Source organism: Amycolatopsis sp. NPDC033938 (genome assembly GCF_055575975.1).
Genome location: NZ_JBVIRO010000023.1, coordinates 105,574 through 122,648 on the forward strand (window position 1 = coordinate 105,574; position 17,075 = coordinate 122,648).

At 69.2% G+C, this 17,075-nt stretch carries 11 protein-coding genes; 3 read left to right on the plus strand and 8 right to left on the minus strand.

What is annotated here, in order from left to right:
* The first annotated feature begins 29 nt into the window (after nt 1–29).
* Nucleotides 30–1,487, plus strand: coding sequence for an amidohydrolase (locus ACZ5ZX_RS36930; protein ID WP_465506622.1), 1,458 nt, complete (start codon nt 30–32; stop codon nt 1,485–1,487).
* A 74-nt stretch (nt 1,488–1,561) separates the two neighbouring features.
* Entirely contained in the window at nt 1,562–2,026 is a 465-nt protein-coding gene (locus ACZ5ZX_RS36935) for a DUF2127 domain-containing protein (RefSeq protein WP_465506623.1), read from the plus strand.
* A 9-nt stretch (nt 2,027–2,035) separates the two neighbouring features.
* Here ACZ5ZX_RS36935 and ACZ5ZX_RS36940 read toward each other — a convergent pair whose 3' ends face one another.
* From ACZ5ZX_RS36940 to ACZ5ZX_RS36975, 8 genes are all read right to left on the minus strand, one after another.
* On the minus strand, nt 2,036–2,734 hold the full coding sequence (locus ACZ5ZX_RS36940; protein WP_465506624.1) for a PP2C family protein-serine/threonine phosphatase: 699 nt from the start codon (nt 2,732–2,734) through the stop codon (nt 2,036–2,038).
* Between the two features lie 870 nt (nt 2,735–3,604).
* A complete protein-coding gene (locus ACZ5ZX_RS36945; protein ID WP_465506625.1) occupies nt 3,605–4,861 on the minus strand; it encodes an HNH endonuclease signature motif containing protein in 1,257 nt (418 codons plus the stop codon).
* Nucleotides 4,862–5,390: 529 nt separating this feature from the next.
* Nucleotides 5,391–6,212, minus strand: a complete 822-nt coding sequence (locus ACZ5ZX_RS36950) for a hypothetical protein (protein WP_465506626.1) — start codon at nt 6,210–6,212, stop codon at nt 5,391–5,393.
* 43 nt (nt 6,213–6,255) lie between these two features.
* On the minus strand, nt 6,256–8,118 hold the full coding sequence (locus ACZ5ZX_RS36955; RefSeq protein ID WP_465506627.1) for an ArnT family glycosyltransferase: 1,863 nt from the start codon (nt 8,116–8,118) through the stop codon (nt 6,256–6,258).
* A gap of 4 nt (nt 8,119–8,122) precedes the next feature.
* Nucleotides 8,123–9,382 carry a bifunctional glycosyltransferase family 2/GtrA family protein gene (locus ACZ5ZX_RS36960; RefSeq protein ID WP_465506628.1) on the minus strand — a complete coding sequence of 420 codons (1,260 nt, stop codon included), beginning with the start codon at nt 9,380–9,382 and terminating at the stop codon, nt 8,123–8,125.
* A gap of 74 nt (nt 9,383–9,456) precedes the next feature.
* Entirely contained in the window at nt 9,457–11,364 is a 1,908-nt protein-coding gene (locus tag ACZ5ZX_RS36965; RefSeq protein WP_465506629.1) for an ArnT family glycosyltransferase, read from the minus strand.
* A 4-nt stretch (nt 11,365–11,368) separates the two neighbouring features.
* Complete coding sequence (locus tag ACZ5ZX_RS36970) at nt 11,369–12,907, minus strand: sensor histidine kinase (protein ID WP_465506630.1); 1,539 nt, start codon at nt 12,905–12,907, stop codon at nt 11,369–11,371.
* A gap of 163 nt (nt 12,908–13,070) precedes the next feature.
* A complete protein-coding gene (locus ACZ5ZX_RS36975) occupies nt 13,071–15,089 on the minus strand; it encodes a fatty acid desaturase (protein WP_465506653.1) in 2,019 nt (672 codons plus the stop codon).
* Nucleotides 15,090–15,554: 465 nt separating this feature from the next.
* On the opposite strand from ACZ5ZX_RS36975, the gene tig reads away from it, so the two are divergent.
* Nucleotides 15,555–16,925 carry a trigger factor gene (gene tig, locus ACZ5ZX_RS36980; protein ID WP_465506631.1) on the plus strand — a complete coding sequence of 457 codons (1,371 nt, stop codon included), beginning with the start codon at nt 15,555–15,557 and terminating at the stop codon, nt 16,923–16,925.
* Nucleotides 16,926–17,075: the final 150 nt, after the last annotated feature.

The following is a 17,075-nucleotide window of genomic DNA, read 5'->3' on the forward strand; positions in this document are numbered from 1 at the left end:
CCCGCGAGGCGGGCTGGCAAGGTGTGGGCGTGGACGATCTTCTGTTGCGCCGGGTCCGGGTCGGTCTGGCGGGCTCCCTGTCGGACGTGCTGATCAAGGGTGGCCGGATCGCGGCCATCGAAGGGCCGGGGCACGCGGGTGAGGCGTCGGAAATCCTGGACGGGCACGGCGGCACGCTGCTGCCCGGCCTCGTCGACGCGCATGTGCACACCGCGCAGTGGTCCGCGGCGCGCCGCCGGATCCCGTTGGGGGAGGCGGCCTCCGCCGCGCACGCGGTCGATCTCGTACTCGCCCATCTGCTGGCGCACCCGGTGCCGCCCGGTGATCTCGTGCTGGGTACCGGCTTCCGCGACGGCCTCTGGCCCGACGCGCCGCACAAGGACCTGCTGCAGAAAGCGCTCCCCGGGCATCCCGTCGCCCTCTTCAGCGCCGACCTCCACACACTGTGGCTCAGCCCGGCCGCACTGAAGCTTCTCGGCCGCGAGCATCCGACCGGGGTGCTGCTGGAGAACGACTGCATGCGCGCGACGGCCGAACTCCCGGTCGCCCCCGGCGAAGTCATCGACGGGTGGGTCGCCGACGCGCTCGACGCGGCGGCCGCGCGCGGGATCACCAAGATCGTCGACTACGAATACACCGACACCGTCACCGACTGGCGGCGACGGCTGGCACGGAAACCTTTGCCGGTCCGGGTTTCCTGCGTGATCGCGCGGCATCTGCTCGACACCGCCGTCGAACGCGGCCACCGCACCGGTGACGTTCTCGAAGACACCGGAGGGCTGCTGACGGTCGGCCCGTTCAAGCTGTTCGTCGACGGCTCGCTGAACACACGCACCGCGTACTGCGTGGGACAGTACGCCGGAACCGAGTCCCACGGGCTGCTGGAGCTGCCGCCTGAAGAGCTGGAACCGTTGATGCGCAAGGCGTCCGAACACGGGCTCACCCCGGCGGTGCACGCGATCGGCGACCACGCCAACAAGATCGCGCTCGACGCCTTCGCGAACATCGGCTGCGCCGGCCGTATCGAGCACGCGCAACTGCTGCGTGCCGAGGACGTCGCGCGCTTCGCCGAACTGGGCGTCGTCGCGAGTGTGCAACCCGCCCATCAGCCCGACGACCGCGACGTCGCCGACCGGCACTGGCACGGCTGGACCGACCGGGCCTTCCCCTACGGCGCCTTGCACCGCGCCGGGGTACGCCTGGAGTTCGGCTCGGACGCGCCGGTGGCGCCGCTGGATCCGTGGGACGCGATCGCTTCCGCCGTCAGCCGGACCGACGACGACCGTCCGCCGTGGCATCCCGAACAGGCCATGCCACTGGAGGCCGCGCTCGCGGCGGCGTCCGGCGGCAGGACCACAGTGGCCGTCGGGGACGTCGCGGATCTGGTCATCACCGCCGTGGACCCGGTGAAGCTCTCGCCCGGCGGGCTCCGCGACATCCCCGTCACCGCCACCGTCATGAACGGCAGGGTCACCTTCGTGTCGTGACCCCTGTTCCGGTGACGGCGGCTGCGCACGGTGGCCGGGTGCGGCAGGGTGAGATGATCGTGGAAGGAGCGCCCATGACCACCGAGAAGCTGTTCCGGATCGCCATCGCCCTGAAGGGGCTCGACGGTGCTCTGCAGCTGGTCGGCGGACTCGTCCTGATGATCGTCCCGGCATCGGCCGTCACCGGTTTCGCGCACGCCGTGGTCACCCGCGATCTGCTCGGCGACCCCGAGGGGACACTTGCGCGGCATCTCGAACTCGCCGCCGGCCACTTCGTCGAAGGACGCACGTTCGCCGTCGTGTACCTCGTCGCGCACGGGCTCATCAAGCTCGGCCTGGTCTGGGCGCTCGCGCGCAAGGTGATGCGGGCCTACCCCGTCGCCGCCGTGGTGCTCTCGGCGTTCGTGGTCTACGAGGTCTTCCGCGCGATCCACACGCACTCACTCGCGCTGCCGTTCTTCGCCGCGCTCGACGTCGTGATCGTCGTGCTGGTGCTGCGCGAGTACCGGCAGCTCAAACGGGATCGCGTCGCGGCCTGACCGCCCGGTTCAGGCCGCGACGCGAAATTTCTCGGTGGTGCGATCCGCACCCGGCGGATCCACCACGATCGCGGTGGCGTTGTCGGAGCCACCGAGTGAGATCGCCGTCCGCACCAGCTCCGTGGCCGCCCTGTCCGGCATCGCGAGGATGTCGAGCATGGTCGGCCCGCTGAGCGTCTTGTGCACGCCGTCGCTGGTGAGCAGAAGCCCGCCGGTGGTGACGGTCGCGGTGCCGATCTCGTGATCACCGGCGGTGCGGACGCTGGTGGTGACGACGTGTTCCATCCGCGGTGTCACGGGTTGTCCGTGGTCGCGGAAGTACTGCGCGAGCGTATGGTCCTTTGTCACCTGCCGCACGCTGTAACCGTCCCAAGCGTACGCCCGCGCGTCCCCGACCCACGCGATGCCATACCCCTCGTCGGTCCGGACGGCCACGACGAGGACGCAGTCACCTGCCCCGCCGAACCCGAGCACAGCGCGCTGAGCAGCCAGAACGGCCGCGACCGCGCCCTGCCCGGCAGGCGTCCGGGTCGCCGCCGAGACCGCCGTCCGCGCCGCGTATGCCGCGTTCGGGTGATCCCCGACACCGTCGGCCAGCGCGAACACGATCCCCGACCCGTCCGCGGCCGCGTACGCCCCGACGGCGTCCGCGTTGTGCTCGCGCGGCCCCTGCGCGCTCGCCGTGTGCCAGTGTGGAAGCTCCCTCATGGCTTTCTCCTCACCGCCGGGTGATTCTTTCCCCGGTTCCAGAATCCGCTCGGTTCCTGTGTTCCGGCTGAGGGTTCGCTGTCGAAAGGCTGGTGAGTGTCGGAGCGTTGGGGCCGTCCCCGGTGGTGCGGGCGGTTGGGGAGGTCTTCAGGTCTTGGTTCTGTGGCTGTGGCGGGGTCGCATGGGCCGGTGGTGGAGCTTGATCAACGGAGGATCGGTGACGCTCAATGTCTCCGATCCTCCGTTGATCTTCCGTTGATCAAGGATGAGTCGAGGTGGGGCGAGCCTGATTGTGGGCGTCGACGGGGTTTCGGTGTCCACAAGGGACACTGGTGTCCAACTTGAGCAGTTTGCGTGGTTTCGGGATGGGGTCGTACTTCTAGGCGTCAATCGGACACCGAGCCGGTTGGTGACGGCGGGAGCCAGCCGCGGCAGGGTCGCGAGCGCCACGCTTGAGACGCTGATCGTCCCCGGCGAGGCGCATGAGACATCCGGGCTCCTCACTCCTCATGGTCACACCCGGAACCGCACCAGGGCGTGCCATATTTGCCTTCCCCGCCTATAGAACGCTCATTGACGCTCACGACCTCCTGGCGAAACCGCGCAGTTCGCCCAAGCCGGGCACGGTTGTGTCGTGAAGTGTCCCTTGTGGACAGTTAAGGCCGGGAGTGTGGTCCCTTTGGGTGAGCCCGTTCCCGCTGAGTCCATGACGGCAGGTTCGCTGTGTCCCGCTCTGGTTATGCGACTTTGCCGGGACCCCCGACGCAAAGGTAGGGAAGGAGGCCTTCATAGCTTTCTCCAGTCCGGTCTGCAGGCATGGTGAGGGGCCCGTCGCCGGTGTGGCTGGCGGGCTCCTCGGGTCGTGCGGGATCAGGCGGCGCGGTGGAGGGTGTTGCGCCGGGGTCTTCGTAACGGATCCAAATACTGCGGCGGTCTGAACTCCGGTAGCCCGTCGGCCGCCATCCGGACTTCCCAATCCCCATGGTGAATCAGCCGGTGATGAAAACCGCACAGCAGGGTCAGATTCCGCAGATCGGTGGGTCCACCATCAGCCCAGTGATCAATGTGGTGGGCGTGGCAGTGCTTCGGCTGCCGATGACAGCCGGGGAACGCACAGCCCCGGTCGCGGATGTTCAACGCCCGTCGTTGCCCGGGAGTGACGAACCGTCGCAGCCGCCCCATGTCCAACGGTTCCCCAGCGGCGCTCAGCACCACCGGCAACATCAAACAATCACAGGCGGCCAGTCGTGCCTCGCGGGCGGTCATCTCCCCGACGAAATCCAGACACGCCGTGCCGATCCCGGACTTCAACTCCTCAAGCCCGACGGTGACATGCACCAAGGTTCGGTAGCCGCTGGTGCCGGGCTGGTCCGGGCACGCGATCGCCAGATCCAAGACCTCCGCGAACGCGTCACCTTGCCGTTCCGCCTTGGTGCGCGGATCCGCTTGGCCGAACTCATCGACCGGCCGTGGTTTCGCGTACGCGTCGAGCACGGCCGCGGTGCGGGCGCCCAGCTCGTCATCCAGCAACCCCGAGAGTTTCCAGAAGCCGTCTTTGCGGCGTTCCAGGCTGACTTCCCGCGACGGTTGGGTGGGTTCGGGATCCTTCGGCTCCTTGCCGTCGGGGTCGAGCCAGCCCAGCAGGTTGGCTTCAGCCTTCGTCAGCTCTCGAGGTCCCGCCTCCCGGGCCAGATCAGCCAGGACCTTCTCCGCATACTCCCGGTCCTCTACGGCTGTATCCGCCGGGATCTTCTTCAAGATCTCGAGGATCTGATCGATCCGATGCTCCCCGATCACACCCTCCGCAGCCGCCGCCGCGGTCGCGGGAGCCAACGCCGGAATCTCCGTGCCATCAAGTGCGCGGGTCGGGTTCAGTGCGATTGCGCGACGCACGATCGCGCCCGCCTCGCCCCGGGTCAGCCCCGCCACATCAGCAAGCCACGACGCCGTCGAACCATAGCCATACAAATCTTTCGGACCCCGAGACTCGACCTCCGCCAGAAACTGCCCCAGTGCGGCGGAGGCGATCCGGATCACCTGCAGAGTGTGCTGCACGCCGTGGGCAAGCTCCAGCTTGCCGGCACGCCACAACTCCTGCGGGAGTTCAGGAAGAAAAGTCTCGGACACCTCTCAATAATACCAAACAATGCTCGAACAGGTGTTCGTAATTTTACGTAACCATGAATCGGCGCATTGACCACTGAAGGGTGATATCGCCAGCTAAACACGGCTACAGTGTGAGACACAAGCTCATGCCTCGTAAGGCATGAGCTTGCGTGGCCGATCGGTTGTCCTCCATGGCATCCACACGCTCGCCTTTGGTCCGCAGCGCTCTCGATGCGGCACGCGCCCCATCGCATTCAGCCGACTAAACGCGGAAGGGTGGTGGGGGGGGGGGGGGTGGGGTTGTTTAAACACACACCCCCCCCCCCCCCCCCCCCCCCCCCCCCCCCGCCCCCGCCCCCCCCCCCCCCCCCCCCCCCCCCCCCCCCCCCCCCCCCCCCCCCCCACACCAATGCCCCCCCATAACTGGCGGTGGGGGGTTGTTTTGGGGTTTTGGTGAAACAAACCCAACCCCCCACCACCGACCACCCGCACCGGAAGCGTCGCGAAACCGGCCCGCCCAAATCGCGTGAGAGCCCCAGTACGCGAGGCCCTACCGCAGCCGCGTGATCAGCGTCCGCAGCCAGCTCTCCGCCATCGCCGGTTCGCGCCGGAGGTGCCGCACCAATAGCTCCCGGGTGGACTTCGAGCGGCCCGCTTCGACGATCGCGACCGCCTCGGCCAGGCCCTGGAGCCGCTTTCCGGAATGTTCCGGCGCGCTCCCGTTCTCGTCCGACCAGCGTGGCCGGGGGAACGACGCCGTGAGTTTCGGCTGCACGTTTCCGAAATAGTGCCAGACCGGCCAGTCCAGCGAGATGTTCCGGACGGCGTTCGCGGGCAGTTCGGCTGGCCAGTCGAAGGTCTGCTGCCAGCGGAACGCCGATGGTGTCGTTTTTTCGCGAATGGTGATGCCGAGGAAACGCAGTCGCCCGCGGATGATGCTCCAGGCTTCGCGTTCGTCCTCGATCCACTCGCGCAGCAGCCGGTAGAGGCCGGTGAACGTGCCTCCGGTGTAGACGAGGTCGACGAACGCCTTCGGCCTGCCGCGGGCGAGATCGTACGGGCTGAGGCCCGCCGAAGCGAGATAGGCGCGCAGTCTGTCCACATCGGAATCCGCGAGGCCGTCGCGGGTGCCGGCGAACGACAACGGCAGCTGGTGGATCCGTTCCCGCCACGGGGTTCCGCTCAGCAGGTCGTGCACGCTGTCCGCCGAACGACCGACGAAATACAGCTCCGCGTCCCCGGCGCGGGCGATCACTTTCGCGGCGCATTCGATCAGTTCTTCCAGGAACCACAGCGACGGTTTTCCGGCGCGTTCCAGCAGCGTCCCGAGCTGGTCGGGGCGCACGAGATCCCAGCGGTACGGCCGTTTCACGCCGTCCAGGTTCCCGTGCGCCCCGACATCTGTCGACGCATTTTCAGGAGATCAGCTTGTACACCGTCTGTTCGCCGATCGTGGTGGCGGTGAAGTTCGCGGCGACCCATTCGGAGATCTCGTTCGATCCGCCGCCGGGACCGCCGCCTCGGCCGCCCTCGACGTAGTAGCCGATCTCACCGTTCGCCACGTATTGCTGGAATTCCGCCAGCGTCGGCGCCGGGTCCTGGCCGCTCCAGCCGCCGATGCCGATCACCGCTTTCCCGCTCGCGAGTTCCAGGCTCGCCGCCGATTGCGAACTCGCCGTCGCCGCCGCCCATTTCGTCGTGGTCGCGGCCAGTACGGTCCCGATCTCGGCCGAGGAGCCCTCTTCCATGCCCGGTCCGCCCATGCCGCGCTCACCACCGGTGTTCGGACCCGAGAGAGGGATCGAACCGGAATGCGCCTGCGAAGCGGTTTCGATGGCGTACGCGGTGGTGCCGAGGCCGACCGTCAGCACCGACACCGTCGCGACGACGGCGACGAGTTTGCGCATCGGCGGGACACCCACTCCCACGATGGTCGCGGTCACCAGGCCCAGCCCGGCGACGATCCAGCGCAGCGCGGGCAGCCAGTCGGCGTTGCGGTCCAGCAGGACGTAGGCCCAGACGGCGCTGGCCGCGATCATCAGCGACAGGAACACCCGCGGCGCGAGGTACGCGCGCCCGCGCCACAGCGAGGTCCCGGAGACCGCCACCACGGCGGCGATCGACGGCGCCAGCGCGACGGCGTAGTACGGGTGCACGATGCCGCTCATGTAGCTGAACACCAGTGACGTGACGAGCATCCAGCCGCCCCACACGACGAGCGCGGCCCGGGTCCGATCGGTACGCGAGGCCCGCCGGGTGAACCACAAGCCCGCGACCAGGCCGATCAGCGCGGCGGGCAGCAGCCACGACACTTCGCCGCCGAAGCTGGCGCCGAACATCCGGGTCAGGCCGCTTTCGCCACCGAAGCCGACGTTCCCGCCGCCCGTGCCGCTGCTCACCACACCGCCGGGGCCACCGACCATGACGGCGCCGCCGCCCCTGCCGAAGATCCGGCCGAGACCGTTGTAGCCCAATGCCAGTTCGAGCAGGCTGTCGTCGGTCGAACCACCGATGTAGGGCCGGGAATCGGTCGGCCACAGATCGACCAGCGCGATGAACCAGCCCGCGGAGACGATCACCGACACGACCGCCGCGAACAGGTGGAGCAACCGCTTGCCCAGCGAAACAGGCGCGGCGATCAGGTACGCGAGTCCGAACGCGGGCAGCACCAGGAACGCCTGCATCATCTTGGTCAGGAAGCCGAACCCGACGGCCGCGCCTGCGAAGGCCAGCCAGCGCGGGCTCGCCTTCTCGATCGCGCGGACCGTGCAGTAGCCACCGACGATCAGCAGCAGCGTCAGCAGCGCGTCGGGGTTGTTGAACTTGAACATGAGCGCGGCCACCGGGGTGACGGCGAGCGCCGCACCGGCGAACAGGCCGGCGACCGGCCCGGAGGTCCGCTTCACCGTCAGGTACAGCAGGCCGACCGAGGCGACGCCCATCAGTGCCTGCGGGGCAAGCACCGTGAAACTCGAGAAGCCGAAAAGCCGTGCGAACGCCGTCGTGACCCAGAGCGCGGCCGGGGGTTTGTCGACGGTCAGGACGTTGCCTGAGTCGAGGGAGCCGAACAGCCACGCCTTCCAGTCCTGGGTGCCGGACTGGACCGCGGCGGCGTAGAACGAGTTGCCGTAGCCGGAGGCCGTCAGATTCCAGAAGTAGAGCAGCGCGGTCGCGGCGAGCAGGCCGAAGACGGCGGGGCGGACCCAGCGGTCCGGCTGCTCGGTGGCGGTTTCCGGTACAGCGCCGGGTTCCGCCCGGGAAGCGAGTGCGGTGGTCATGGGTTCAGCTCTCCATCTCGGTGGCCGGCTGACGGCGGGAGCGGAACACCCAGCCGCGCAGCAAAAGGAAACGCAGCACGGTGGCCGCGAGGTTCGCGAGGACGAGCGCGGTGATCTCGAGCGGCAGTCCCGGCGCCGTCATCGCGTGCACCAGCGCCAGCGCGCCACTGGTGAGCCCGAGCCCGAGGCCGAACACGATGAGACCCTGGAACTGGTGCAGCCCGGCACCTTCCCGGCCGCGGATGCCGAAGGTCAGCCGCCGGTTCAGCGCGGTGTTGCCGATCGCCGTCACCAGCAGTGCGACGAGGTTCGCCGCCTGCGCGCCGGTGAAACTCCGCAACAGCAGGAAAAGCACGAGATACGCGACGGTGCTGGCGACGCCGACGGCCGCGAACCGCACCAGTTGCCGTACCAGGCTCGGCGCCACCCCCGGCGCCTGGACCTGGATCGGCGCGCGGCCGAGTTGCTCCCGCAGTCCGCTGATCGGGATCTCGCCGGTCAGCGTCGCCTTGGTCAGCCGCGCGATGCCTTTGAGATCGGCGGTCGCGGTGGCGACGATGTTCACCGACGAGTCCGGGTCGTCGATCCAGTCGACCGGGACCTCGTGGATCCGCAGCCCCGCTTTCTGTGCCAGCACGAGCAGTTCGGTGTCGAAGAACCAGCCGGTGTCCTGGACGTGGGGGAGCAGCCGCTCGGCGACGTCGGCGCGGATCGCCTTGAACCCGCACTGCGCGTCGCTGAACTTCGCGGCCAGCGTGCCGCGCAGGATCAGGTTGTAGCACCGGGAAATGAACTCCCGCTTCGGTCCGCGCACCACCCGCGCGCCGCGGGCGAGCCTGCTGCCGATGGCGAGGTCGGAATGCCCGGACAGCAGGGGCGCGATGAGGGGGCCGAGCGCGGCCAGATCGGTCGAGAGGTCGACGTCCATGTAGGCGAGCACCGGAGCGTCCGAAGTGGACCAAACGGCGCGAAGCGCGCGACCGCGGCCTTTTTCGTTCAGGTGGCGGACTTCCACGTCGGCGAACTCGCGGCTCAGCCTCATCGCGACGTGGAGGGTGCCGTCCGTGCTGGCGTTGTCCGCGACGGTGATCCGGAACGGGTACGGGAACTGCTCGACGAGATGGGCGCGCAGGCGGCGGATGCACGGTTCGAGGTCGGTTTCCTCGTTGTAGACCGGGATGACGACGTCGAGGACGGCGGAACCGGTCGGGGTGATGGCGGGGCGGCGGCCGGTGGCGGCGCCGGAAAGGATCGCGGCTGTCATGTCTTCAATCTCGGGGATCGCGCTGAGGCCGGGTTGTGTCCCGCCTGTGCCGTCGCTGTGTTCCGTCACGGGGTTCACCGGCTCAGGTCGTAGACGGTCACACCGTCCACAGTGGCCGGTGTGTAGTGCTCCGCGACCCAGTCGGCGATGCGCTCGGCGGCGTCGCTTCCGGTCTCGCCGCGCATCATCATGCCGTCACCGAGGAAGTAATGTATCTGTCCACTTCGGACATACTCCTGGAACTGTTCCAGGGTGGGAGCCGGATCCGTGCCGTTGAAGCCACCGACGGCCATCACGGGTGCCCCGCCGCCCAGCTGGTAGCCCGCGGCGTTGTTGGAGCCCACCGTCGCGGCCGTCCAGGTGTAGTTCGCGCTGTCCTTCCGAAGGAGCGCGGCGAGGTTCTCGCCGGGCAGGCTCGTCCCGAGCAGCCCGCCGCCCGCTCCACCGCGTCCGACGGGCCCGCCTTGCCCGCCGATGACGATCCCGCCGCCACCCGGCCCCATTCCGCGTCCCGTGTCCGGGCCAGCCGAGGGCAACGCGCCGGAATGCGGCGTGGCCGCGGTGGCGACCGTGTACGCGCCGGTGCCCGCCAGAACGGTGACCAATGCGCCGACGGCGACCAGGCGCCTCACGGCATCAGGCAACCGCGAAGCGACGAAGACCAGGATCGCGAACAGAAGCCCGGCCACGAGAATGGTGATCGCCAGTCCCGGTAGCCAGGTGGAGTGCCGTGACAGCAGGAGATACGCGGTCAGGGCGGTCAACCCGATCCCGGCGCTCAAGGCGCCCGCCGCGGCCGGATTGCCCCTGGCGCGCCACAACTGCGTGCCCGCGATTCCGACGAGCGCCGCGATCGCCGGGGCGAGCGCGATCGTGTAGTAGGCGTGGATGATGCCGCTCATGTAGCTGAACACCACGGCGGTCACCGAAAACCAGCCACCCCAAACGATCAGCGCCGCCCGCCCGCGGTCGGTGCGCGGAGCGTGGCGGGTGAACCACAACCCGGCGGCCAGCGCGACTACGGCGGCCGGGAGCAGCCACGCGATCCCGCCCGCCATCTCGGTGCCGAACAACCGGTCCCAGCCGGTGCCGCCCCAGCCGCCGTTCCCGCCACCGCCGACGCTGCCGACCTCGTCACCGGTGATGCGGCCGAACCCGTTGTAGCCGAAGGCGAGTTCCCACAGGCTGTTCCGCTGCGAGCCGCCGATGTACGGCCGGTCCGCGGCGGGCCACAACGCGACGACGGCGAGATACCAGCCCGACGAGACGATCGTCGCGGTCAAAGCACCGGACAGGTGCAGCAGGCGACGGCCTGCCGACGTCGGCGCGGCGACCAGGTAGGCGAGCCCGAACGCGGGCAACACCAGGAACGCCTGCAGCATCTTGGCGAGGAAGCCGAATCCGACGGCGACCCCGGCCAGCGCCAGCCAGCGCGGGCTCGCGTTCTCCAACGCGCGGACGACGCAGTAGGCGCCCGCGACCAGGAGCAGGACGAGCAGCGCGTCGGGATTGTTGAACCGGAACATCAGCGCGGCGGCCGGGGTGAGCGCGAGGACGGCGCCTGCCAGCAGCCCCGCGGCCGGACCGGACGTCCGCCGCACCGTGGCGTACAGCAGCGCGACCGAGCCGACGCCCATCAGCGCCTGTGGCACGAGGATGCTCCAGGCGTTGACGCCGAACAGGCGCGCGGAAAGGCTCATCACCCACAGCGCGGCCGGTGTCTTGTCGACCGTGATCGCGTTCGCGGCGTCGCTCGATCCGAAGAACAACGCCTTCCAGCTCAGCGATCCGGCCTGTGCCGCCGCCGAGTAGAAGGCGTTGGCCCAGCCGGATTCACCGAGATTCCAGAGGTAGAGGACGGCCGTGGCGACCAAGAGCGCGGCGACGGAGGGCCGGACCCAGCGTGGATCGGACGGCTTGTCCGCCGTCGCTGCGTCTTCGGTGTCTTCGTCGGCGGCGCCGCGGGAGGCGAGGAGGGTCATGGCCTCAGGGTCGGGTGCCGACCTGGGGGGTGGTTGTGCCGAAGCTGTGTACCCGCTGTGGGGATTCGATCACCGGCAGATACACGGCGAACTCGGTGCGCCCGGGACGGCTGTGCACCTCGATGGTGCCGTGATGGGCCACCACGATCGCCGACGCGATCGCCATCCCGAGTCCCGTGCCGCCCGCCGTGCGCGAGCGGCTGGAGTCCCCGCGCGCGAACCGTTCGAAGACGCTCGGCAGGAGCTCCGGCGCGATGCCGGGGCCGTCGTCGGTCACGGTCAGCACCGCGGTCCCGTCGTGGGAGCGGGTCAGTTCGGTGCGCACCGTGGTGCCTGGCGGGGTGTGCGTGCGCGCGTTGGACAGCAGGTTCGCCAGCACCTGATGCAGACGCTGGACGTCGCCTCGGACGGTCAGCGGTCCGTCCGGAAGCCGCAGTTCCCAGCGGTGGTCCGGGCCCGCGACGTGCGCGTCGCCGACGGCGTCCGCGGTCAGCCGGGCGAGGTCGACCACGCCCGCTTCGAGCGGTCTTCCGGCGTCGAGCCTCGCCAGCAACAGGAGGTCCTCGACCAGCGTCGTCATGCGGGCGGCCTCGGACTGGATACGGGACATCGAACGCGCCACCTCCCGCGGCACCAGCGCGCTGCCACGGCCGGCGAGTTCCGCGTAGCCGCGGATCGCCGCCAGCGGGGTGCGGAGCTCGTGGCTCGCGTCCGCGACGAACCGGCGGACGCGGGTTTCGCTGGCCTGCCTGGCTTCCAGGGCCTGTGAGATATGTCCGAGCATGAGATTCAGCGCCGAACCGACCTGGCCGACCTCGGTACCCGGATCGGTGTCGATTTCGGGCACCCGCACGGAAAGCGCGACCTGACCGCGGTCGAGCCGCATCGCCGACACCCGGCCCGCGGTCGCCGCGACACGTTCGAGCGGCCGCAGGGTGCGCCGGACCGCGACCGCGCCGAGGAACCCCGCGCCGACGACACCGGCCGCCGCCACCCCGAACAGGATCCATCCGACCGTGGTCAAGGTGTCCTGCACCGGTTCGAGCGGAAGGCCGGTGACGACGACGCCGCCGGGAATCGAGACGGCCTGCACCCGGTAGTCACCGAGGCCGCCGAGCGCCAGGGTCGTCGGCGGCCGGTCGGCGGGCAAGGAGAGCAGCCCGGCCTCCTGTTCGGCCGAGAGGCCCTGCGGAAATCCTTGTACCGACAGCACTCCGGCATAGATGACCCGGTCGCCGGTGAAGCGCACGCTCAGCGTCCCCGACGCCTGGCCGGGCGCGTCGAGCGGATCGGGGCCAGGGCCGGGCAGATCGTCCGGCGGCTGGTTCGCGTAGTCGTGGGCGCGGGCCGACGCGGCCGAGAGCTGGCCGTCGATCTGGCCGATGAGGAACGACCGCAGCGCGATCTCGCTGACCACGCCGATCACCAGGCAGACGAAGGTGAGCAGCAGCACCATCGAGCCGGTCAGCTTGGTGCGCAGCGAAAGCCGCCCGGGCCGGGACCACCGGCGGGGGCCGGTGGAGGAGACCGGACCGGATGCCATGGCCCGAGCGTGCGCCGCGGTCGTATGCGCGCGGTGTGTCCCACCTGTGAGCCCCCTGTGTGCCGTGAGCTGAAGGGGACTTTCCCCTCATCTCACGCGGCGAAGGACGCTTTCCCCGCATGCGATGCGGGGAAAGCGTCCTTCAGCTCACGACCCGGGCACCTCAGCGGTCGTAGTCCACCGAAAGCTCGTCCGAAGTCGCCACCGCCCGGCAGGTCAGGATCCGTCCCGCCGCGACCTCCTCGTCCCCGAGGGCGTAGTGCACGTCCATCCGCGCGCTGCCCCGCACCACCGACGCCCGGCACGTCCCGCAAGCCCCGCCGACGCACGCGTACGGCGCGTCGACGCCGTGCCGGAGTGCGGCGCTGAGCACGGTTTCGCCCACGGTCGCGGGGATTTCGACGGTCTTCCCGCCGGCGGTCACCGTCAGCGTCGGACCGGGCCGCCGCGAGGGACGGACGGGAAGCGCGCCCTGGAACAGTTCGAAGTGGACGTTCTCCTCGGGGACGTCCTTGTCGGCCAGCGTCCGGCGGGCCATGTCGACCAGTTCGCGCGGGCCGCACAGGAACCAGTCGTCCACCTTCGCCGGGTGCAGCCGCGCCTGCAGCAGCGCGCGGAGGCGGGTGCCGTCGAGACGGCCGCGCTGGTAGCGCTCGTGCGAGATCGCCAGTGCCTCGCCGACGGCGTCGAACGGTTTCTCGATCCGGTGCGTGCGCAGGTCCGGGTCGCGTTCGTCGGTGCGGTAGTGCACGACGTGCAGCCGTCCGCCCAGCCGGGCGGCGAGGTCGCCGAGTTCGGCGGCGAACATCGTGCTGGCGCCGGAGGTGTTGATGTAGAGCAGGGTCGCCCGGCTGTGCGGCTCGGTCAGCAGGGTCGCGGTCAGGATCGACAGGATCGGCGTGATCCCGCTGCCCGCGGCGAGCGCGACGTACCGGCCGGTCCGGCCCGGTTCCGGGGTTAGCGTGAACATGCCTTGAGGGGGCAGCACGTCCAGTACGTCACCCGCTTCCAGCTCGGTGGTGGCGAACGTCGAGAACGCGCCGCCGAGCTGGTGCTTGATCGCGATCCGCAGTATTCCGGACTCCGGTGTCGAGCAGATCGAGTACGCGCGCCGGACCTCTTCACCGTCGACCTCCGCGCGGATGACGAGATGCTGACCGGGGATGAACCGGAAGGTCTCTCGCAGCCGTTCGGGCACGTCGAACGTCACGGTGACGGCGCCCTCGCACAGCGGCCGCACCTCGGCGACCCGCAGCGAGTGGAACCGGCTCGGCTGCCGGGGTACCGGCTGGTCAATGGACGGCTCTTCGGCGAACGAGCCGGTCAGCTGACGCCACTCGCGGTACTCCGACGACGTCAGTTCGCGGCCCCAGGCCGTCGCGATCGGGACGTCCCTGGCGAGATAGGCGTCCCGGTTGTCCTTCCACGTCCGCAGGTACCGGTAGAACGGGATCGCCGGGTGGAGATGGTGCACCAGGTGGTAGTTCTGGCACAGCATGATCGGCGTCATCAGCCATTCGAGCCCGACGCGGACGCGGGTGGCGCCGAACCGGTTCTGCCGCTGCGCGCCGAGGTCGTGATGCGGGAGCCAGTCGAACCACCAGGCCAGCACGGCCAGGCCGACGCGCTGCGGGATCAGGTAGCCCACCAGCAGTTCCCAGCCGTGGCCGGTCGCGGTCAGCCAGGCGAACGCGGCGAGGCTCAGCGCGACGACGGCCGCGGTCTCGATCCGCTCCGACGGCGGCCGGGTGCGCTGCCGCGCCACGTAGAAGCGCGCGTACCAGAAGTCGATGGTCAGCCACCGCAGCGGCAACTGCCACCACGGGCCGTGCGCGGTCCACGCGTCGGGATCGGTGTGCGCGTCCTCGTTGGTGTTGCGGTGGTGCTCCAGATGGATGTAGCGCAGCAGTGGAAAGGAGCCGTAGCTCGCCACGAACGGCATCGCGAGCCTGCCGAGCAGTTCGTTGACCCAGGTGAGCTGCCCGGCCGCGTGATGCGTCGACTCGTGCAGCACGGTGAACATCGTGAAGGTGACGAGCGCGTGCAGGGGGATGGTCACCCACAGCGGCGCGGCCTCGTTCACCACCAGCCAGGTGGCGCCCGCCCAGACCATGGCCCCGCCGGTGAAGAGCAGGACGGTCGGCACCGAGACCATCGGAAGCGGGATCCGCGGCGTGGGCACGCCGTGCCGCGCGGGTCTCGCCGAGAGCTCCCCCGTGTCCTCGGACCGGGTAGCGGTGACGGTCATCGATCGGTCCCCTCGGTCGATGGCTACCGGGACAAGCTGTCACACCGTAGACAATTAGTACTGGTTTGTAAACTTCTACGACCTGCTGAAACACCTCGTGGAAGCGCCCGATGGTGAAGTGTGGCCCGCATCCGTGTCCAGGAAAGGGCCGCTTCGTAACAGAGAAGAACCGAAAACTGATCCGATCGGGTGGTCCGCGGCCGGTTCGGCGGACGGCGGCCGAAACCTGTGATGGGCCGGGGGCGAGGGGTCCGGAGGCGCTGGGGCGGCCCCGGACCCGGGCCGACGATCCGCGGGGCCTAGACTCGGACGGCCCGGTCTGCAAGGCGACCAGGGGACATCCGCTGTGCACCACATGCGGATGCTCAATCACATCGTTTACCGCTCGAGGAGAATACGTTGAAGAGCACCGTCGAGCAGCTCAGCCCGACGCGAGTCAAGATCAATGTCGAGGTGCCGTTCGACGAGCTCAAGCCGAACTTCGACCGCGCCTACCGCAAGATCGCCCAGCAGGTGCGCATCCCCGGCTTCCGTCCGGGCAAGGCGCCGGCTCGCGTGCTGGAAAGCCGGATCGGGCGAGCCCCGGTGCTCGACGAGGTCGTCAACGAGGTCATTCCGGCCAAGTACATGGAAGCCGTGCGCGCGGGCGAGGTCCGCACGCTGGGCCAGCCCGAGTTCGAGGTGACCAAGCTCGAGGACCGTGAGGTGCTCGAGTTCACCGCCGAGGTCGACGTCCGCCCGGAGATCTCGCTGCCCGACCTCGAAGGCTTCTCGGTCAGCGTCGACGACGTCGAACTGACCGACGCCGAGGTCGACGAGCAGCTCGACGAGCTGCGCGCCCGCTTCGGCACGCTGACCGGTGTCGACCGGCCTGCCGAGAACGGCGACTTCGTCTCGATCGACCTCGCGGCCACCGTCGACGGCCAGGAGGTCGAGGAGGCCTCGACCACCGGACTGTCCTACGAGATCGGCTCCGGCCAGCTCGTCGACGGCATCGACGACGCGATCATCGGCGCGAACGCGGGCGAGACCAAGACCTTCACCACGAAGCTGGTCGCCGGCGAGCACGCGGGCAAGGACGCCGAGGTCACCGTCACCGTGCAGACCATCAAGCAGCGCGAGCTGCCCGAGGCGGACGACGAGTTCGCCCAGATGGCGAGCGAGTTCGACACGATCGACGAGCTGAAGGCCGACCTTCGCGAGCGTCTCGGCCGCGTCAAGAAGATGCAGCAGGGCGTCCAGGCGCGTGACAAGGTCCTCGAGGAACTGCTCGAGCGCACCGAGGTCGCGATCCCGGAGAAGGTCCTCGAGGCCGAGATCGAGAACCGCAAGCACGACGCGATCCACCCGTTCGACCACGACGAGGCGCAGTTCGCCAAGGCTCTCGAAGCCGAAGGCCGCACCCTCGAAGAGTTCGACACCGAGGTTCGCGAGGAGTCGGAGAAGGCGGTCCGCACCCAGCTTCTGCTGGACAGCATCGCCGACGCCGAGCAGACGTCGGTCAACGACGGCGAGCTCACCGAGCGGATCATCTACCAGGCGCAGCGTTTCGGCGTCAGCCCGGACGAGTACGTCCAGCGGGCGCAGCAGTCCGGTCAGCTGACCGCGATCTACGCCGACGTCCGCCGTGGCAAGGCGCTGGCCTCGGTGGTCCGCAAGACCACCGTGACCGACGCTTCCGGCACCGCTGTCGACCTCGAAGAGCTCTTCGGCCCCGCAGCCGAGGAGACGCAGGTCACCGAAGAGACCGCGAAGACTGCGGCCGAGTAGGGAATACCCGGTCCGCGGAAAAAAGGACCGTAAAGCTGTAAGCGAACTTGGGCGGTGTCAGGCATTCTGCACCGCCCAAGTTCGTTAGGGTCGGTTGCAAGATCTTCAGCATCTGGAGACGGCAACAGCATCTGGACACGCAGCATCTGG